Source organism: Campylobacter sp. LMG 7929, from assembly GCF_024723595.1.
Classification (GTDB): domain Bacteria; phylum Campylobacterota; class Campylobacteria; order Campylobacterales; family Campylobacteraceae; genus Campylobacter_D.
Genome location: NZ_JANQCY010000001.1, coordinates 1 through 19,946 on the forward strand (window position 1 = coordinate 1; position 19,946 = coordinate 19,946).

Here is a 19,946-nt window from a genome sequence, read left to right on the forward strand (position 1 = left end):
GATTGCTATTTTGATTTATTTGGCAGTGAGATTTGAATGGCGTTTTGCTATGGCTTCTATTGTGTGTGAAATTCATGATATAGTCATTACTTTAGGTGCTATTGCGTTATTTGAAATAGATGTAAATTTAGATATTTTGGCGGCTGTTTTAACTGTGCTTGGATATTCTTTAAATGATACGATTATTATTTTTGATAGGATTAGAGAAGGTGTTAAAACAAGTAAAAATTCAAAACTTGATTTAATTATCAATGAATCAGTTTCAGCTACTTTATCAAGAACTACTTTAACAACGGGTTTAACTTTAATTACTGTTGTAGTGCTTTATTTCTTTGGCGGATCTATGATAGAAGGTTTTGCTCTAACTATGATAGTGGGTATTGTAGCAGGTACTGCAAGTTCTATATTTGTAGCAAGTCCAGCACTTTTATGGTTTAAATTTAGTGTTACGCAGTATCGTCAAAAAGAATTAGAAAAAGTAAAGAAAAAACAAGAAAAAGAGAAATTAAGAGCGATGTATGAAAAAGGAACGGTGTAAAAATGAATTGGGGTAAGGTTATTTATATCTTTTTTGCTCTAATGAGCTTAACTACAACCGCAGGATTTTTATATGATCAAAATGAAGTTGCTTTATTTATTGCAGCTTGTGTGAATTTAATTTCTACTTTATTGAAAATTGGGGTTAGAAATTTCTTAGCAGCTGAATTATTTGCTAGTTCTTTGGTAGCTGATTTGCATTTAATTCCAGCTTTTGCTTTAATACAAATTAATCCAGAAGCTAATGTTATGGTTTATACTTTAGCAATTGGTGCTTTGATAGCTAATATCTTTTCAATGATTTTAGTTATAGTTGATTCAGTAAAAAATCAAGAAGAAAATTAGGAGTTAAAATGGCATATGAAGCAGGTAAAATAGAAAAAAAATGGCAAAAAATTTGGCAAGAAAAAGAATATTTTGAACCAAAAGATGATTTTTCTTTACCAAAAAAATACATTTTATCTATGTTTCCATACCCAAGTGGTAGAATTCATATGGGACATGTGAGAAACTATAGCATAGGTGATGCTATGGCTAGGTATTATAGAAAAAAAGGTTTTAATGTCTTACATCCTATAGGTTTTGATAGTTTTGGTATGCCTGCTGAAAATGCTGCAATTAAACATGGTATCCATCCTAAAAAATGGACTTATGAAAATATTGATTATATGCAAAATGAACTTGCATCTTTGGGCTTTTCTTTTTCTAAAAAAAGAATGTTTGCTACTTCTGATCCTTTATATACTAAATTTGAGCAAGAATTTTTTATCAAAATGTATGAAAAAGGACTTGTTTATACTAAAGAAGCTGAAGTTAATTGGTGTGAGAATGATAAAACAGTCTTAGCAAATGAGCAAGTTGAAGATGGCAAATGTTGGCGTTGTGGACATGAAGTCATTAGAAAAAAAATGCCAGGATATTATGTAAAAATCACTGCTTATGCAGATGAATTATTGCATGATCTTAAAAAATTAGAAGGAAAATGGCCAAGTCAAGTTCTAACTATGCAAGAAAATTGGATAGGTAAAAGCACAGGGCTTAGTTTTGATTTTGATATAGAAGAAAATGATAAAATCAGCGCAAAAAAGATCAATGTTTTTACCACAAGAGCTGAGACTATTTATGGAGTATCTTACATCGCTTTAGCGCCTGATCATGAAATGGTAAATGAATTAATTGATAAAAAATTACTAAATCAAGATGTTATAGCTAAAATTCAAAATATACAAAATCAAACACCGCGCCAAAGACAGGCCGCACCAAAAGAAGGATATTTTTTAAATCTTTATGTAATCCATCCACTAAGTAAAGAAAAAATTCCTTTATGGGTAGCTAATTTTGTTTTAAGTGATTATGGTAGTGGGGCTGTTATGAGCGTGCCTGCTCACGATGAAAGAGATTATGAGTTTGCAAAAACTTATAATTTGGCTATAAAAAAAGTAATTTATAAAGATGAAAATGACGCACAATGCTACACTTTAAAAGAAGGCGTTTTAACTAATAGTGGCGAATTTGATCAATTAGAATGCAATGATGCTAGAGAAAAAATTAGTTTAAAAATTGAATCTTTGGGTATTGGTAAAAAGGTTACTAATTTTAAAATTCGTGATTGGGGCGTTTCTAGACAAAGATATTGGGGGGCTCCTATACCAATGATTAAGTGTGATTCTTGTGGCATAGTTCCTCAAAAAATAGAAAATTTACCTATTACCTTGCCTGAGGATGTGGTGATAAATGGAGAAGGAAATCCACTTGATAAGCATGAAACATGGAAAGAGTGCGTTTGTCCAAAATGTGGTAAAAAAGCGCAAAAAGAAAGCGATACTTTAGATACTTTCTTTGAAAGTTCTTGGTATTTTGCGCGTTTTGCAAGTGATGATAAAACATGGCAAGAAAAAGCAGTAGATGAAAAAAGTGTTAATTATTGGATGAATGTTGATGAATATATTGGTGGGATTGAACATGCGATATTGCATTTACTCTATGCTAGATTTTTCCAAAAAGCACTTAGAGATTTGGGTTATTTAAAAGATGATGAGCCTTTTAATAGACTTTTAACCCAAGGAATGGTCACTAAAGATGGTGCTAAGATGAGTAAGTCTAAGGGGAATGTGGTTGATCCTGATTATATTATAGAAAAATATGGAGCAGATAGTGCAAGATTGTTTATATTGTTTGCTGCACCACCTGCTAAAGAACTTGAATGGAACGATAGTGCATTAGAAGGTGCGTTTAAATTTATCAATAGGCTTTATGAAAAGGCTATGAGTTTAGAATGTGGAAAATTACAAGAAATTGATCATCAAAGTTTAAATAAAGAAGAAAAATATGCTAGATTAAAAGTATATGAAGCTTTGAAAAAATCTTTCGAAGTTTATGAAGAAAGCTTTGCCTTTAATACCTTAATAGCTGCATGTATGGAGGCTTTAAATGCCTTAAATGCTATAAATCATAAAGAAGTTTCAAAAGAAGCTTTTTATATTATTTTAAATATCTTAGAGCCTATCATCCCTCATGTTTGTTTTGAACTTAGTGAGTATTTATTTAAATGTGATAATTTTAAAGTATTAAAAATAAAAGATGAAGTTTTTGTAAAAGATAGTTTTAATATAGCTATTAGTGTTAATGGTAAAAAAAGAGCACAGATTGAAATAAATTCAGAAGCTAAAGAAGATGAGATTTTAGCTTTAGCTAAAGAAAATGTTGCAAAATGGCTAGAAGGAAAAACTATAGTAAAAGAAATTTATATTGATAAGAAATTGGTAAATTTGGTGATTAAATGAAAAAATATCTAGTGTTGTTTTTTGCTTTTTTCATCATAGCTTGTGGATATATTCCCTCTTCGCAGATGGCAAGTAGAGTTTTGGGCGAAAATGTATTTTTAAAAATCAATATTAGCAAACAAGATCCTGAAAACAGTGTTTACATAACAGATATTCTAAGAGAAGCTATGCTTAATAAGCTTGGTAGAAAAATCACAGATGAATATAATGCAGATAGTTCTATTATAGTTACGATGAAAAAATTAGAATTTCATCCTATAGTTTATGATAAAAATGGTTATGTAATTTATTATAAAGCGGAGCTTTATTTGGAGTTTGTGTTGCGTTATAAAAATGGCAAGGAAGAAATTGTAAATACTAAAGGGAGTTATAATTTTGATATTAATCCAAACTCTATCATCAGTGATCAAGCAAGATTTGAAGCAATTAAAAATGCATCAAGTGAAGCTTTTGATGAATTTGTTTCTATTATAGCTATTAGGGGTTATAAATAAAATGGCAAGTCATATCAATGAAATTGCAAAAGAAACATTGATAAAACTAAAAGAGCGTAAGTTATATCCAACTCCTGAAAATTATAGCGAGGTGTTTGAAGAGTGTGCTAAAAAAGCAGGAGTGATGAGTTCAAATAAAGCCAGAATAGAAAAATACACCAATCTTTTAGATGATTCTTACAAGCAAGAATTAAAAGGAAAAAGTATTCGAACTATTGATGAGTTTTTGATGTTTTTAGTCTCTAGGCTTAATAGACAGGTAAGTAGAAAATATGAAGATGTTTATGCTTTGCTTGGCTTAATCATTCAACAACTTAGTATTAGTAAAGATAAAAAAATCAAAGAGCTTGCTCAAATTACTCAACACAGATTATCTCAAGCTATGGACTTAGAAACCATATATCTTTTAAGAGCTAAATGGAAAGAACTTGAAAAATCTTATGAAGATGGAGAACTCTTAAAAAAATTAGAAGAATTTAATATCCGAGCTTTTTTGGATTTTCATGCTTTAATAGAAAAACTTATCACTATGCTAAAAGAACGTTCTTATGAAAAACAAGCTGAACTTTTACTAGCTTCTTTAGAACCTTTATTTGGTGAGAGTAAAGAAGTAGAGCAATTTAAGCAAAAATTAAAAGAAAACCCTAGATTGATTGCTAGAAAAGAATTTGCACATGAATATTGTTTGATGCTACAAAAAAAAGAAGCAATAGATAAATACTATATACAAAAAAATCTTTCTTTTTTCAATCAGCATTTAGAAAGCCTAAATGAAATGGTTTCAAAGCTTTATGATAATAGCCAAGAAGATGTGAAATTTATTAATGCCTTAACTAAAGATGAAAATGGTAATGTACAGATTAATTTTGATACATTAAAAGATAAGCTTTTGTATGCAAACGAGCAAATAGCTCAAATTAAAACTCAAATTCAAGCTACAAGCGATGATGAGCAAAGAGAACAATGGAGTCTTGCTCAAGAGCTTAAAAAACTTGATGAAAATTATAAGCTTTATGCGGTTAATTATGCTTTATCTTTCTTTAAAATCAATAATATAGAGCATGTTATTAATGCTTATGGTATTGATAGTTTTAAAACTATTAGCGGGAAGTTTAAAAAAATCCTCAAAGACTTATGTAAAAATTTAGCTGAAATTTGGATTTTAGATGAAAGTTCTTATTTAATTGTTTTTCCGGGTAAAAGCTTAGAAGTTGCTCAAATCTTTACGGAAAAAGCTTTGAAGCTTATAGATGATTATAAATTTATTTATAAAGAAGAAGTAGTTAGACTTGTTTTATCATCTTCTTGTATAGAAAAAAAAGAATTTCCAGATGGCGATATTTTAAAAGAATTAATGCAAAAAGCTTAGTATGAAATTCCAGCAAACACTTTCACAAAAAACTATGCATGTACAAAAAATCAGTAGATTTTTTATGTTTAGTATGTATGAAAAATATAAAAAATTTATCCCAAAAACTAAAAATATTCAAATTATTGGCACTAATGGCAAAGGAAGTACAGGTAGATTTTTAGCGCTTTTACTCTTAGAGCAAGGATGTAAAGTAGGGCATTATACAAGTCCACATATTTTTGAATTTAATGAAAGATTTTGGTTAAATGGAAAAATTACAGGCAATGAGCTTTTAGAAAAAGCACACGAAGAATTGGAAAGTGTTTTTTTAGATGATGTGAAAAAACTTAGCTATTTTGAGTATGCTACATTTTTAGCATTTTTTGTTTTTAAAGATTGTGATTATGTGATTTTAGAAGCTGGAGTAGGTGGAGAGTACGATGCAACAAGTGTTTTTGAGATAGATTTTAGTATTTTTACTAAAATAGGTTTTGATCATCAAGATTTATTGGGTAAAAACTTAGATGAAATAGCAAGAACAAAATTAAAAGCCATGAGTGCTAAAGCTTTAATTGATCATAAGCAAGAAACAAAAGTATTAAATTTGGCTCAAAAAATAGCAAAATTAAAACAAGCTAGTTTAGATATTAGTGCGTTAGATGAAAACAAGGCTATTTATCCTTATGTGCAAAAATATATTCAAAAATATAATTTAGCAACTTTTTTAAAAGATAATCTTTTTTTAGCCTTAGAAGCTTTTTCTAAAATTTGTGCCAAAGATGAAAAAGAATTGATTTGCAGCATTAGTAATTTGCCAAAACTTGATTTAAAAGGAAGGTGTGAGCAAATAAGTCAAAATATTTTTGTTGATGTAGGCCATAATGAAATGGCAGCTTTAACTTTAGCTGAAATTTTCAAGGAAAAAAAAGTTCATTTAGTTTATAATTGCTTTTTAGATAAAGATTCTTATAAAATTTTAAGAGCTTTAAAGCCTATAATAAAAATAGTTGAAATTTATGAATATGAAAGCAAAGACAGACCTTTAGCAGGCTCTGTTTTGCTAGAAAATTTAGAAAAATTAGATATTGCTTATCAAAAATTTGAACAAATAAAAAAAGATGAGTTGTATTTAGTTTTTGGTTCTTTTGTATTGGTAGAAAAATTTTTAAGAGGCTATAATGAAAGATAAATTTACGCTAACTATCACAGATGTAAATGGTTCTAGACATTTTTTATTAAGTCAGATCATAAAAAAAGTAATTATTTATTTTACTACTTTTGTTTTTGTTGTTATAGTTTTGGGTGCTTTATATATTAATTATTTAGCAGATAAGCGTTCAGAGCTTTTAAAAGAGCAAGAAACATTGTCAGCAAAAAATACTAAATTATTTTCTCAAAATGAAAGTATGCAAAAAAGTTTAGAGGAAAAAACAGCCTTATATGATGAACTCCAAACTCAACTTGCAGATATTGAAGAAAATTTAGGTTTAAAGCAAGATGAGGGTTTGGATATACCAGAAAGATTGGAAAAAGTTAAACTTACTAACGATCAAGCCTATTTATTTTTAACACAAATTCCAAATGGTCATGTGATAGAAGATAATGGAGTCACAGGTAATTTCGGATGGCGTCATCATCCTATATTAAATAAAAAAGAGTTTCATCCAGGTATTGATTTAAGAGCAGCTTTAAATACTCCTATTTATGCACCGGCAAATGGAGTGGTTGAGTATGCTGCATATAGTAATAATGGTTATGGTTATTCAGTGATTTTGATCCATAATTTTGGCTTTAAAACGGTATATGCACATATGATGCGCAAAGATGTTGTTAAGGCAGGGCAATTTGTAAAAAAAGGTGATTTGCTTGGATATACAGGAAATACCGGTCTTTCTACGGGACCACATTTGCATTATGAAGTTAGATTTATTAATAAACTTTTAGACCCTAAAATTTTTATAGATTTAAACCGAAAAAATTATGAACAAATATTTGATAAAGAAAGGAGAGTTCCATGGCAATCTTTAATAAAGGCTCTATTGCTACAGTATCCGAAACTACAGTCATTTCAAACGGAGCAAAAATAGAAGGAAAATTTTATTTTGACTCTATGCTTCATTTAGATGGAGAGATTACAGGTGTGATTGATTCTTCTAATGTGATAGTAATAGGTAAGAGTGGTGTTTTAAAAGGACAAGTTAAGGCAAGTAAGATAGTGATTAATGGGATTTTTGAAGGAGAAATGCAAGTTGATTCTTTGGAAATTTTATCCGGTGGTGTGCTTAATGGTAATATCATAGTTAAACAATTAAGCATTGAAAATGGTGGGAAATTTAATGGAAGTAGTAAAATAATTGAAAAAGATGAAGAACTTGCAACTATTGATGTGAGCATAGAAAATTCAGAAAATGCAAGCTAAATTATATGAATATTTATTAAGTAACAAAACTGAGTTAATAGTTTGTGAGAATGATAAAGAAGCAGATGAGTTAGCTCAAGTTTGTTTATTTTTAAATTTAAAAACTTTCGTTTTACCTGATTTCAGAGCAGAATTTGGTAGTGACTTGCGCTCTTTTTCTAAAGAGCTTTTTGAAATTTGCAAAGTTTTAAATGCTTATCATAAAGAAGATGAAAATAAAATTTTAATTTCTCCTATAAAAACAATTTTGCAAAAACTCCCCGGGAAAAAGCATCTAAAAAATATTATTCTTAAAAGAAATTCACTTCTTGTTTTAGAGAAATTTAAAGAAGAAATTTTACATAGTGGGTATGAGTTTGTAGATATAGTTCAAGATAAGGGTGAAGTTTCAATACGCGGAGATATTATAGATATTTTTGCAATTAATGAAGAACAACCTTTTAGAATTTTGCTTTTTTCAGATGAGATAGAAAGTATAAGATATTTTGATATTCATACACAAAAATCAATCCCAAATGAACTTTCAAAAATTGAGATTTGCCCATTTTTAAGTGCTTTTAATCAAGAGCAATATGAAAATTTACAAGAAAAAATTCAAAATTTTCAAAGTCAAAGCATTATCAATGATGTTAATTCTTTGGGTTTTTGGTGTGTTGATGATTTTTGTGATTATTTAGATTTAAATTTTGTGAGTATAAAAAATTTTGATATAAATGATTTTGAAGAAGATATTAGTAAAATCAATCAAAATATTTTACCTGAACCAAAATTTTATAAAGATTTAGTAAGTTCTTATAATTATGATTTTTTTACTTTTCACAAAGATAAAAAAATTACTATTTTGGCAAAAAATGAAGCTTTGTTTAAAGCTTTAAATTTACAAGAATTTTCAAATATTAAATTAAAAATATCTCGAGAAAGAATCAACCTAATCACTCAAGATGAGCTTATCATATCTTTAAATAAAAAAGAAAAAAGTAAAAGAGTTAGAAAAGCAAGTTTGGTAATAGATGAGCTTAGGGTTGGGGATTTTGTTGTGCATGAAGATTATGGTGTAGCTAAATTTTTAGGTCTTGAGATTATTATAATTGCAGGAGCAAAAAAAGAATTTGTAGCTCTTGGGTATTTAAATAATGACAAGCTTTTATTACCTGTTGAAAATTTGTATATGATTGATAAATATATCGGTGCAAGTGGTGGCGTGCCTTTACTTGATAAGCTTGGAAAAGGAAGTTTTCTAAAAATCAAAGAAAGATTAAAAGAAAAATTATTTGCCATTGCTTCAAATATAGTTTCTTTAGCAGCGGCTAGAGCTTTGATAAAAGCAAAAGAATTAAAAATTTCTCAAGAATTACAAGATGAATTTATCAATAAAGCAGGATTTTTTTATACTAAAGATCAAAGTCAAGTTTGTCAAGAAATCACTCAAGATTTAAAAAGTTCTCAAGTAATGGATAGGCTTTTAAGTGGTGATGTGGGCTTTGGTAAAACAGAAGTTGCTATGAATGCTATATTTACTTGTGTAAAAAGTGGCTATACGGCTTTGTTTTTTGTGCCAACTACTTTACTTTCAGCCCAGCATTTTAAAACCTTAAAACGAAGATTTGACTCTTTTAATATAGCTGTTTTTAAGCTAGATCGTTTTACTAGTGCTAAAGAAAAAAAACAAGTTTTGGCATTTTTAAAAGAAAATAAGCCTTGTGTAGTGGTTGGAACGCATTCTCTTTTAGGGGTTGAGTGTGAAAATTTGGGTTTAGTTGTGATAGATGAGGAGCATAAATTTGGTGTAAAACAAAAAGAAAAACTCAAAGAATTAAGTAAAAACTCCCATATTTTATCTATGTCAGCAACGCCTATACCAAGAAGTTTAAATCAAGCTCTTAGTTCTTTAAAATCATATAGTGTTTTACAAACTCCACCTGAGGATCGTTTGGATGTGCGTACCTTTGTTAGAGAAAGTAATGACGCTTTGATTAAAGAAGCTATTTCTAGAGAATTAAGAAGAGCAGGACAGATTTTTTATATACACAATCATATAGCAAGTATTGATGGGTGTAAAAAATATCTTTTAGATTTATTTCCGAATTTAAAAATTTTAATCTTGCATTCTAAAATTGATGCTAAAACTACTGAAGAAGAAATGATTAAATTTGAAAATAAAGAATATGACTTATTGCTTTGTACTTCTATAGTTGAAAGTGGTATTGATTTAGCAAATGCAAACACTATCATAGTGGAAAATTCAGACCGCTTTGGTATGGCTGATTTGCACCAACTTAGAGGAAGAGTAGGACGTAGTGCTAAGCAAGGGTATTGTTATTTTTTGATTGAAGATAAGGAAAAAATCACAAAAGATTCTTTAAAAAGACTTACGAGTTTGGAGAGTAATTCTTATTTAGGTTCAGGAAGCGTGCTTGCTTACCATGATTTAGAAATTCGTGGTGGTGGAAATTTATTAGGCGTGGATCAAAGTGGACATATAGAGCAAATTGGTTATAGTTTATATCTTAAAATGTTAGAAGATGAGATTAATAAGCTAAGTAAAAAAGAAGAAATTAAAGAGAAAAAAATAGATCTAAAGCTTAATATCAATGCCTTTTTAAATAGTGAGTATATTGGTGAAGATCGTTTGAGATTAGAGCTTTATAGAAGACTTAGTAAATGTATGAGTGTTAATGAAGTTTATGAGATAGAAAGTGAGATGAATGATCGTTTTGGCAAGCCTGATATTTTTACTAAGCAGTTTTTGGATTTAATCATTATAAAAATTTTAGCTAGCAAGCATTATAAACTAGTGAGTAATTATGAGCAAAATATTTGTTTTGTAAAAGATGATGAGAGTAAGGAAGTCATTAAGGCAAAAAGTAAAGACGATGATGATGTGATCGAGGCTATTTTGATGCATTTAAGAAAGAGTGAAAAAGCATGAGCGGATATGAAATTTTTAAAGCTTTAGTTAATGCAAATATCAACTATAACGATTTTGAGTGGCTAGAAAATAATACTTTAAGCGAGTTTGAAATTTTAATTTCTGTGGTTTTAACTCAAAATACAAACTGGAAAAATGTATTAAAAGCTTTGATAAATTTAAAACAAGCAAATATTACTAAGATAGAAGATTTATTAACTTTAAGCACTCAAGATTTAGCACTTTTAATAAAGCCAAGTGGATTTTATAATACCAAGGCAAAATATATTAAAAATTTCACTCAAAAATATTTTCAAAATTTTAATTCTTTTGAACTTTTTAAAGAAGAAGTAGATAGAGAATGGCTTTTAGGTATTAAAGGCTTGGGTCAAGAAAGTGTAGATGGAATTTTAAATTATATATGTAAAAAAGAAGTTTTAGTAGTTGATGCTTATAGTGCAAAAATAGCTAATTATTTAGGCTATGAGTGTCAAAGTTATGATGAATTAGCAGATTTTTTAAAAAAAGGCATAGCTAAAAATCAACAAGAATTATGTGTTTTACTAAAAAAAGAATGTAAACTATACGAGCTTTATCAAATTTTTCATGCTTTAATTGTTTCTTTTTGTAAAACACACTTTCAAGGTAAAAAACTTTCAGCAGATGGTGCGCTTATTTTAGATCCTTTAAAATTTTAAATTTATTTTTTATTTAAAAAGTTATTTTTTTTACGATTAAAGTGCTATAATGTATTTAACTTCATAAAAAGGAGAAGTAATGAATACAAGTATAGTTGGAAAGCAATTTGAGCTAACTGAGTCTATAAAAGAGTATGTGGAAAAAAGCTTTGATGCTTTAAGTAAATATGGCTTAGATGTGATTTCTGCACGTTGTGTTATAAGCGCTGATGAAAGGCATGGAAAGAAAGGATTTTGGGCTGAATTTAGCATTAACTTAGCTGGTATTAATACAGTGGTTGTAAAGCAAAAAGATAAAGACTTATATGCTGCTATAGATTTAGCTATTGATAGAATTTCTAAGGTTTTAAGAAGATTACATGATAAAAATATTACTCATAAGCATCAAGATGAGATAAAAGAAAATTTAGTATTGCCAAGTGTGATTGAGGAAGATGAGATAGTTCCAACAGAACTTGAGCTATATAAACCTTTAGAAATTGAAGAAGCACTAGAAAAGCTAAAAGCAAGTAAGGATATATTTTTAGTTTTTAATGACATAGATGCAAAAATGAGGGTACTGTATAAGAAAAAAGATGGTAAATTTGGTTTATTTTAAAAAATCTAGCCTTTTTAAGGCTAGATATATTAGAAGAGTTTGTTAAAAATTTTATCTATTGCTTGATCTACTTTTTTACCTGTGTTTTTAGCACCATCACTAGCATTTCCACCTATTGTATTAACAATAGAATTTACAACACTTTTTGTATCAAGACTTACTTTAGGATCTTGTGTTGTTCCTTTTATAATTCCTTTGAAATTTGCTCTATCAATAACGATATTAAAAGGAATGTTTAATTTAGTGCTTTTTGTATCAACTTTGCCTTTGCTGATGTTTATATTACTTCTATCAGCCACTAGGTTTAAATTTAAATCTATAAGATTTTTATTGATATTTATTTTAGCTTCACCGTTGCGATATACATCTTGAGTGATATCTTTTTGTAAAAGTAGCATTAAAGCACTTGTGATGAGGTTTTTCTTAAGTTGTCCATCGGCTAAGTTCATTAGCACCACACCGCTTTCTTTTAAAAGATTGTAGTCAATACTTAAATTTGATTTTGCTTGGTAATAATCAGGCAAATCTAAACTTTGAGCTAAATTTGAAAGATCAGTATTTTGCATTTTAGCGTTAAAAATATTATTTTTTAAAGTGGCATTTAATGAGCCATTAAATATATTTTTACTATTAACGCTTGCATCTATTAAAGCGTTTTTAAAATCAAATTTTCCTTCAAAATCAGCCTTGCCCTTTAAGTTTCTATCGACTAAAAATCCTAGCTTAGAAAAATCTTGCAATGATATATTATAAGTGCTTGCTAGAGCCATTTGATTAAGATCAAAATTTCCTTTTAATGAGTTAATATTTGCAAATGAACTTAGAGCTTTAGCGTTAAAATCAATGATTGATTTAGAAATTTTTCCATCAAGATTTATTTTTGCTGAAGTATTCTTTGGAAATTTTTTCTCTAAAAGTTTAGATAATTCTACTTCATTAAAAGAAGAATTGATAGTGGCTTTAAAATCACCATTAATATTGTTAAAATCAAGTGTTTTTAAATCAATATCAGCATTTACATCGCCAAATGCTAAAACTTTTTGTCCTATCAAAGGAAAAAGTTGTTCTAATTTTATATTATCAACTTTCGCTTGTAAACTTTTTCCATTAGATTTTGCATTGATAAGCCCTTGCATGATTTTAATATTTGCATCAAGATTTTGAATTTGATTTGCTTTAAGATCAACTTTGGCATCTAAATTTAAAGGTCCATTGAGATCTTGCTTGATTAAAGGTTTTAATTTATTAAGATTATCTACAAAAGCACTAATTTGGGCATTTAAATCTTTGTTTGTAAGATTATATGAGCCTTTTAGTTGAGGTATTTTTGCTATGTTTGAATCAAGTAAAGCTTCATAATCAATTAAAGAATTTTTCGCATTTGCTTTAGCTTGTAAGTTAAAAGTTGTTTTTGGAAAATCAAGATTACTTAGTTTTTTAAATTCTATAACATTTATATTTGCATTATTTAACCTAGTATTTAGATTGAAATTTTTAAAATCAAGCCCTTGTGCTTTTAAATCTAAAACTAATTTAGAATTAATAAAAGCAGGCATAGAGATAGTCTTTAAAAGCTCTGCTACTTCTATATTAGTTGTATTGATATTAAGATTATTATTTTCTAAAACAGCTTTTAAGCTACCACCAAATCCAAGCAAGTGAGCATCTAATTTTTGTAGTTGATTGCTTGCAAAAAGTAAATTACCTTGAATTTGACTTTTGCCTTGGAATTTCATTTTAGCTAAAGATGAAAATTGATTAAAATCATCTATTTTGATGTCAAAATCACTAGTTAAGCTTTGCTTTGCTATATCATAAATACTTTTTTGTGTGTAAAGTTTAAAAAAATTACTTAAAATTTCACTTTTAGATATAACTTCATTGTTTTGGATTAAAGATCTTATTTCACCTTTTATATAGCTTTGTTTTGGTAAGCTTAGATTAAAATCTTTTTCAATGAGAGTATTATTGATAGAACTTGTGTAAAAATTAATCAAAGCATTGCCATTTGGTTTTAAATCTTTAGCTTGTATATCACTTATAATACTAATTTTTCCTTGAGCATATCTTGGTAGATTAGCAAAATCTAAAATTTGAGCTAAATCTATATTTTTTCCAATAAATTCAAGATTTATAGGAGAAAAATCAACGATTTTTGCATCTAAACTAAGATTAGAATCAAACAAAAACCCATTACCTTTTACTAAAAAATCACCACTTTTACCTACAGCACTACCTTTAAATGTAAAATCTTTATCGCTTTTTAAGCCAAGTTCTTGAATATAATTTTGTTTAAGTCCTAAAAGATAATTTAAATCAAATCCTAGTCTTAAAAGTGATATGTCACCTTCTATATTAGCAAAAAATTTATCATCAATATTTGCTTTAATGTCAAGTTGTGAAAAACTAATTTTAAAATTTTCAAATTTAACATTCATGCCGCTTTTTTGAGCAATAATCGTTTCGATTCTTGGCTTTAAAAAAGTATTGCCTGTGCTTGTAAATAATAATGTATATATAGCTAGAAATGCTATACACGCTACACCTAAAAGAACGTAGAGAATTTTTTTCATGAGAAACCTTTATAATGATATATCATATAAATTTAGTGTAATAGACTAAACTTATATGATATATTTTACTTAATTTATTGACAATTAACTTTCTTTAATGTATAATTCTATCACTCAAAAACAAAGAGTGCTAAAAATGGCACATTTTAGAAAGGATAAAAAATGAATTTTCAACCTCTAGGAAAGCGTATTTTAGTAAAACGCTTAGAAGAAATGAAAACTACTGCTTCTGGGATTATTATACCAGATAATGCTAAAGAAAAACCACTAAATGGTGAAGTTGTTGCAGTGAGTAAAGAAATAGAAGATGTTAAAGTAAATGATAAAGTAATGTTTGCAAAATATGGCGGAACTGAAATAAAACTTGACAATGAAGAGTATTTAGTTCTTAATATTGATGATGTTTTAGGGATTATTAAATAAAAAGGATAAAAAATGGCAAAAGAAATATTTTTTTCAGACGAAGCAAGAAATAAACTTTATGAAGGTGTTAAAAAACTTAATGATGCAGTAAAAGTTACTATGGGACCACGTGGTCGTAATGTATTAATCCAAAAAAGTTTTGGCGCTCCAACTATCACAAAAGATGGTGTAAGTGTGGCTAAAGAAGTAGAATTAAAAGATTCTTTAGAAAATATGGGTGCTTCTTTAGTTAGAGAAGTAGCTAGCAAAACAGCTGATCAAGCAGGCGATGGAACAACAACAGCAACAGTTTTAGCACATGCTATTTTTAAAGAAGGTTTGAGAAATATCACAGCAGGTGCTAATCCTATCGAAGTTAAAAGAGGTATGGATAAAGCTTGTGAAGCTATAGTAGCTGAACTTAAAAAACTTTCTCGTGAAGTTAAAGACAAAAAAGAAATCGCTCAAGTTGCAACAATTTCTGCAAATTCAGATGAGAAAATCGGAAATTTAATCGCTGATGCTATGGAAAAAGTTGGAAAAGATGGTGTTATCACTGTTGAAGAAGCAAAATCAATCAATGATGAATTAAATGTAGTTGAAGGTATGCAATTTGATAGAGGTTATTTAAGCCCATATTTTATTACAAATACTGAAAAAATGACAGCTGAATTGCAAAATCCATTTATTTTGTTATTTGATAAAAAAATTGCCAACTTAAAAGATTTATTACCAATTTTAGAACAAATTCAAAAAACAGGAAAACCACTTTTAATTATAGCTGAAGACATTGAGGGTGAAGCTTTAGCAACTTTAGTTGTAAATAAATTAAGAGGTGTTTTAAATATTTCAGCAGTTAAAGCTCCTGGTTTTGGTGATAGAAGAAAAGCTATGCTTGAAGATATTGCTATTTTAACAGGTGGTGAAGTGATTTCTGAAGAGCTTGGAAGAACTTTAGAAAGTGCTAGTATCCAAGATTTAGGTCAAGCTTCAAGCGTGATCATTGATAAAGATAATACAACTATTGTAAATGGTGCAGGTGAAAAAGCAAATATTGATGCAAGAATTAATCAAATCAAAGCTCAAATTGCTGAAACAAGCTCAGATTATGATAGAGAAAAACTACAAGAAAGACTAGCTAAGTTAAGCGGTGGTGTAGCGGTAATTAAAGTTGGTGCTGCTACTGAAACTGAAATGAAAGAGAAAAAAGATAGAGTTGATGATGCATTAAGTGCTACAAAAGCTGCTGTTGAAGAAGGTATAGTAATAGGCGGTGGTGCTGCATTAATCAAAGCAAAATCAAAAATCAGCTTGAATTTGCAAGGTGATGAGGCTATTGGTGCTGCTATTGTAGAAAGAGCTTTAAGAGCACCTTTAAGACAAATTGCTGAAAATGCTGGATTTGATGCTGGTGTAGTTGTTAATACAGTAGAAAATAGTAAAGAAGAAAATACCGGTTTTGATGCTGCAAAAGGTGAATATGTAAATATGCTTGAAAGCGGTATTATTGATCCTGTTAAAGTAGAAAGAGTGGCTTTACTTAATGCAGTTTCAGTAGCTAGTATGCTTTTAACAACTGAAGCTACAATTAGTGAAATCAAAGAGGATAAACCTGCTATGCCTGATATGAGTGGCATGGGCGGTATGGGAGGCATGGGTGGTATGATGTAATACCATCTTTTTGTTGCTTTTGAGTTGCTTTTTATATAAAGCAACTCACTCTTTTTTTATTTTTCTGCACTGATTTTTATTTTTGTTATAATAGATGTAAAATTATAAGGATTTTACATGAAAAACTTACAAGAAGAGCGATTTTCCAACTCAAAATACATTAAACCTAAAAGATATACTTATATAGGCAAAGATAATAAAAAATATACTTGGGATTTTATAGAAGCGTTGGATAGTGTTTCTGTTTTTTTGTATCATACTCAAAAAGATTCTTTTGTCTTTGTAAAACAATTTAGAATTCCTTTATGGGATTATCAAAAACGTAATAACTTAAAATTAGATGAGATGGGATTTAGCATAGAGCTTTGTTCAGGACTTGTTGATAAAAATTTGAGTTTAGACGAAATAGCTAAAGAAGAATGCATTGAAGAGCTAGGTTATACTCCTAAGGTTGTAGAAAAAATAGGAGAGTTTTATACAGGTTTTGGTTCAGGTGTAAGTAGACAGTTTTTATTTTATGCTGAAATTACCGAAGATGATAAAACTGGTCATGGCGGTGGAATTGATGGAGAGGATATTCAAGCAGTATGGATAAAAAGAAAAGACTTTGAAAAATTTTCTAAAGAAAATCCTATCAAAACCCCTTTACTTGAATATGCGTATTTGTGGTTTAAAGGTAAGAATTAATCTTACCTTTATTTTTCTTCTTTATTTTCAATGTTTGGGTCTTTTTCATCAAGCATTTCTTTAAAGATTACAAATAAATCTTCAGAGGCTTTTTCAGCATTTGAGCATTTATCTAGAATTTGATTTTGAACTAATTCATTACCTGTGTTTTCATTATGTGCCAAGGCGACAGCTTGGTTGATATTTTCATGCACCTTTTGGTGTGGTAAATTTAACTTACCAAAAGCTCTTCCACTAGAAAATCTTTCTTTGCCCACACCTGCAATCCATTTTGCAAGTCTACAACTTAAATGATCAGAGAGTGCTTTGCCTGAAGCATGAATGATTTCATTATAGCCATTTAGTTTAAATGCGATATGATCTAATTTTGCTAAAGATATAAAAATTTCAGATGTGATACTTTTAGCGTGTGAGCTAGTTGAATTTGCATTAGAGATTAATTGAGCAAAATTACTAGAGAATTTTATAATATGTTCATTTGATTCTAATGATACTTTTTCTACTTGTTCACTTTGTCCATACATTTCATCTGCATTTTGTTTTAATAGATTAATATTTAATTCTACTTCAGAGGTTGCTTTTTGTGTTTTTTCAGCAAGTTTTCTAACTTCATCAGCAACAACAGCAAAGCCTCTTCCGTGCTCTCCTGCTCTAGCAGCTTCAATAGCAGCATTTAGCGCTAATAGATTGGTTTGATCAGATACATCTTTGATTAAATTAATAACATTAGTGATCTCATCAACACTGCGGTGTAAATTACCCGCTGTATCTCTTGAACGGTTAGCTGATTCAATAATGCTTTGAAGTGAAGATATAATTGAATGCGTAATTGCATTTAATTCTTGCATATCTTTTAATGATGAGTCAGAATACTGGGAGATCATTTCAGCTTTATTTACATTTTCTTGCATATCGCCTTGCACATTTGAAATGCCTTTTAATACTCCATTTAACAACATCTCCAAAAGACGAGTTTCAAGTGCAGTTTTCCCATAATCTTCTTGAAGTTGCTTTTCGTATTTTTCAATCAGTTCTTGTTTTTCTAAAAGAAGTTTTTTGTTTTCTTCTTCTAGTTCTTTGATTTTATTTTGTAAGTCTTCAAAGTCTTGTTTTGATTGACTTTTTTTTCCAAACATAGTTTTTCCTTGAAAGTTAAAATTAGAAAGAAATTATTTTTTATAATTTGATAAATAAGTGTTTAACTCATCTTTTAATCTTAATTTCTCTTTTTTAAGATTTGCAATTTCCAAGCTATCTAGATGAATTCTACCTTCTTCTGCATCTTTGATTTTGTGATCAAGTTCATTGTGCTCTTCAAACAATTTATCAAAGTGCATGTCTTTACCTTTTAGCTCAGTAATTAAATCTCTAAATTCATGTAGCATATAAGCCTCCTTTTTAAAATTAATATTTGATTATAGCTTAAAATAAGTTAAATATATTTTAACTCATCGGGTTTTTGCTTGTTTTTTATAATCTTTTTGGCTATTTTTATGCTGTCTGCTGTACCTACGATTAATAATTTTGCTCCAGTACCTATTAAAGTATCACCTCTTGGCATAGGTGTGAATTTTTTATTTTCTAAAATTCCTACTATACTTACGTTTGCCATATCTCTTAAATGAATTTCTTTTAATCTTTTAAATCTCACCCACGATTCATCAGGAATTTTAACCTCTTCTAAATCAATAGGACTATTTTTTTTATAAAGATAATTTTCTAATAAATTTTCCATATCTGGTCTTGCTGACATCGCACTAAGTCTTTGTGCGACTAATTTTGTAGCAGAAACAATAGAATTTGCTCCAAGTTTTTTAAGTTTTTCTGTTTCATCTTCATTGCTTGAACTAGCTAGTATAAAATAAGGATTAATTCTTTGTAGTTCTTTTTCAAATAATCTTACTGAGGCAATGATAGCAATATTATCTGCTATGTTATTACTAAGGGTTATTACGCCTTTTGCGCTAGAAAGATTGGTTTTTAAAAAGGCTGTATTAGTATGAGGTGCGCTTTCTATATAATAAGGATAATTATATTTTTCGGCAATCTCGCTGAAATTTTCAACTTCATCAACCACAACAAAAGGAATATGATTTTCTCTAAATTGCTGTGCTAATTCTATGGTAAAATCATTATGGTAGCATATTACAAAATGATTTTTTAATCTTGCAACTTTATGCAGCATTCTTCTTTCCTTGATGATTTTAGACAAAACACCTTTTTTTACTATTTCTATTACTAAACCCATACAAAAAGTAAATATTGTAAAAGTTAATAGTACATATACAACAGTAAAAATTCTACCTGCTGTTGGTATGGGATTAACTTCAGTATAACCCAAAGTGGTAAAAGTCATACCGGCTTGATAAATAGCATCGTTAAGGTTATAATTACTTGTGAGCATATAACCAAAAGCCCCAATTAATGTCATAACAACAACGGCAATAAGAGGAATTCTTAAAAATTTAAGTTGCTCATAAAGCTCATCATTGAGATTAATTGAAGGTTTTGGGGAGGGAGACCAATTGAGGAATTTTTGTAGCTTTTTTAAAAAAGACATAGTAATTCCTCATTTACATTAAGGATTATTTACTACTTTGCTTTTTAAGTGTTCTTAAAGTCGAAGCAGCAACTCTAACTTTTCTAGTAGTTCCATCTTCTAAAGTAATACGAACTGTTCTTAAATTTGGCAAAAAGCGTCTTTTTGTTTTATTGTTAGCATGGCTAACATTGTTACCTACCATAGGTCCTTTTCCTGTAATTTGGCAAATTCTTGACATAAATTTTCCTTATGAAATAAAAATAATTTTTAGCATTGTATCTAA

Annotated in this window: 19 protein-coding genes and 1 pseudogene; 14 read left to right on the forward strand and 6 right to left on the reverse strand. The window is 28.9% G+C overall.

The genetic code is table 11. The features are described from left to right. The 11 genes from secF to hpf form a co-directional block, all read left to right on the forward strand. Window positions 1-538: protein translocase subunit SecF (gene secF, locus CAMP5118_RS00005; protein ID WP_337216288.1), on the forward strand; the 538-nt coding region annotated here is incomplete at its 5' end. Between the two features lie 2 nt (window positions 539-540). Next, window positions 541-882, forward strand: a complete 342-nt coding sequence (locus CAMP5118_RS00010; protein ID WP_039618681.1) for a DUF6394 family protein — start codon at window positions 541-543, stop codon at window positions 880-882. A gap of 8 nt (window positions 883-890) precedes the next feature. Then, window positions 891-3,320, forward strand: a complete 2,430-nt coding sequence (leuS, locus tag CAMP5118_RS00015) for a leucine--tRNA ligase (protein ID WP_337216289.1) — start codon at window positions 891-893, stop codon at window positions 3,318-3,320. Continuing rightward, window positions 3,317-3,814, forward strand: a complete 498-nt coding sequence (gene lptE, locus CAMP5118_RS00020) for an LPS assembly lipoprotein LptE (RefSeq protein WP_263663103.1) — start codon at window positions 3,317-3,319, stop codon at window positions 3,812-3,814. The genes leuS and lptE overlap by 4 nt, the downstream gene beginning before the upstream one ends. Window position 3,815: 1 nt before the next feature. Next, window positions 3,816-5,183: a hypothetical protein gene (locus CAMP5118_RS00025; protein ID WP_263682086.1), complete on the forward strand. Its 1,368-nt coding sequence runs from the start codon at window positions 3,816-3,818 to the stop codon at window positions 5,181-5,183. A 1-nt stretch (window position 5,184) separates the two neighbouring features. Beyond that, window positions 5,185-6,354, forward strand: coding sequence for a Mur ligase family protein (locus tag CAMP5118_RS00030; protein ID WP_337216290.1), 1,170 nt, complete (start codon window positions 5,185-5,187; stop codon window positions 6,352-6,354). Beyond that, window positions 6,341-7,252 carry a M23 family metallopeptidase gene (locus CAMP5118_RS00035; protein WP_263678820.1) on the forward strand — a complete coding sequence of 304 codons (912 nt, stop codon included), beginning with the start codon at window positions 6,341-6,343 and terminating at the stop codon, window positions 7,250-7,252. Before CAMP5118_RS00030 ends, CAMP5118_RS00035 begins: the two co-directional genes overlap by 14 nt. Beyond that, complete coding sequence (locus CAMP5118_RS00040) at window positions 7,180-7,584, forward strand: bactofilin family protein (protein ID WP_263678782.1); 405 nt, start codon at window positions 7,180-7,182, stop codon at window positions 7,582-7,584. The genes CAMP5118_RS00035 and CAMP5118_RS00040 overlap by 73 nt, the downstream gene beginning before the upstream one ends. Continuing rightward, on the forward strand, window positions 7,574-10,513 hold the full coding sequence (locus tag CAMP5118_RS00045; RefSeq protein WP_337216291.1) for a DEAD/DEAH box helicase: 2,940 nt from the start codon (window positions 7,574-7,576) through the stop codon (window positions 10,511-10,513). Before CAMP5118_RS00040 ends, CAMP5118_RS00045 begins: the two co-directional genes overlap by 11 nt. Continuing rightward, window positions 10,510-11,190 (forward strand): endonuclease III domain-containing protein, encoded by a 681-nt coding sequence (locus CAMP5118_RS00050; protein WP_263678778.1) that lies wholly within the window; start codon window positions 10,510-10,512, stop codon window positions 11,188-11,190. Before CAMP5118_RS00045 ends, CAMP5118_RS00050 begins: the two co-directional genes overlap by 4 nt. A 79-nt stretch (window positions 11,191-11,269) precedes the next feature. Continuing rightward, window positions 11,270-11,788, forward strand: coding sequence for a ribosome hibernation-promoting factor, HPF/YfiA family (hpf, locus tag CAMP5118_RS00055; protein WP_012661742.1), 519 nt, complete (start codon window positions 11,270-11,272; stop codon window positions 11,786-11,788). A 29-nt stretch (window positions 11,789-11,817) separates the two neighbouring features. On the opposite strand, the gene CAMP5118_RS00060 is transcribed toward hpf, so the two are convergent. Continuing rightward, a complete protein-coding gene (locus CAMP5118_RS00060) occupies window positions 11,818-14,361 on the reverse strand; it encodes a hypothetical protein (protein ID WP_337216292.1) in 2,544 nt (847 codons plus the stop codon). Window positions 14,362-14,523: 162 nt separating this feature from the next. Here CAMP5118_RS00060 and groES point away from each other — a divergent pair, with 162 nt between their 5' ends. The 3 genes from groES to CAMP5118_RS00075 all read left to right on the forward strand — a co-directional run bounded on the left by groES (window position 14,524) and on the right by CAMP5118_RS00075 (window position 17,121). Further along, window positions 14,524-14,784 (forward strand): co-chaperone GroES, encoded by a 261-nt coding sequence (groES, locus tag CAMP5118_RS00065; RefSeq protein ID WP_149062447.1) that lies wholly within the window; start codon window positions 14,524-14,526, stop codon window positions 14,782-14,784. A 12-nt stretch (window positions 14,785-14,796) separates the two neighbouring features. After that, the gene (groL, locus tag CAMP5118_RS00070) at window positions 14,797-16,434 is read left to right on the forward strand and encodes a chaperonin GroEL (protein WP_070256698.1); all 1,638 of its coding nucleotides are present in this window, start codon (window positions 14,797-14,799) and stop codon (window positions 16,432-16,434) included. Window positions 16,435-16,551: 117 nt separating this feature from the next. Beyond that, on the forward strand, window positions 16,552-17,121 hold the full coding sequence (locus tag CAMP5118_RS00075; RefSeq protein WP_263678772.1) for an NUDIX domain-containing protein: 570 nt from the start codon (window positions 16,552-16,554) through the stop codon (window positions 17,119-17,121). An 8-nt stretch (window positions 17,122-17,129) separates the two neighbouring features. Here the strand turns inward: CAMP5118_RS00075 and CAMP5118_RS08040 are convergent, their stop codons facing one another. From CAMP5118_RS08040 to rpmB, 5 genes and pseudogenes are all read right to left on the reverse strand, one after another. Then, a complete protein-coding gene (locus CAMP5118_RS08040; protein WP_442863218.1) occupies window positions 17,130-17,591 on the reverse strand; it encodes a CZB domain-containing protein in 462 nt (153 codons plus the stop codon). Further along, window positions 17,577-17,861 (reverse strand): annotated as a pseudogene (locus CAMP5118_RS08045) (methyl-accepting chemotaxis protein); the annotation flags it as partial. The gene CAMP5118_RS08040 and the pseudogene CAMP5118_RS08045, both read right to left, overlap by 15 nt. Before the next feature lie 429 nt (window positions 17,862-18,290). Continuing rightward, window positions 18,291-18,506, reverse strand: a complete 216-nt coding sequence (locus CAMP5118_RS00085; protein ID WP_012661736.1) for a YdcH family protein — start codon at window positions 18,504-18,506, stop codon at window positions 18,291-18,293. A gap of 47 nt (window positions 18,507-18,553) precedes the next feature. Beyond that, window positions 18,554-19,681: a potassium channel family protein gene (locus CAMP5118_RS00090; protein WP_263678769.1), complete on the reverse strand. Its 1,128-nt coding sequence runs from the start codon at window positions 19,679-19,681 to the stop codon at window positions 18,554-18,556. 25 nt (window positions 19,682-19,706) lie between these two features. Further along, on the reverse strand, window positions 19,707-19,901 hold the full coding sequence (rpmB, locus tag CAMP5118_RS00095) for a 50S ribosomal protein L28 (protein ID WP_012661734.1): 195 nt from the start codon (window positions 19,899-19,901) through the stop codon (window positions 19,707-19,709). Window positions 19,902-19,946 lie beyond the last annotated feature (45 nt).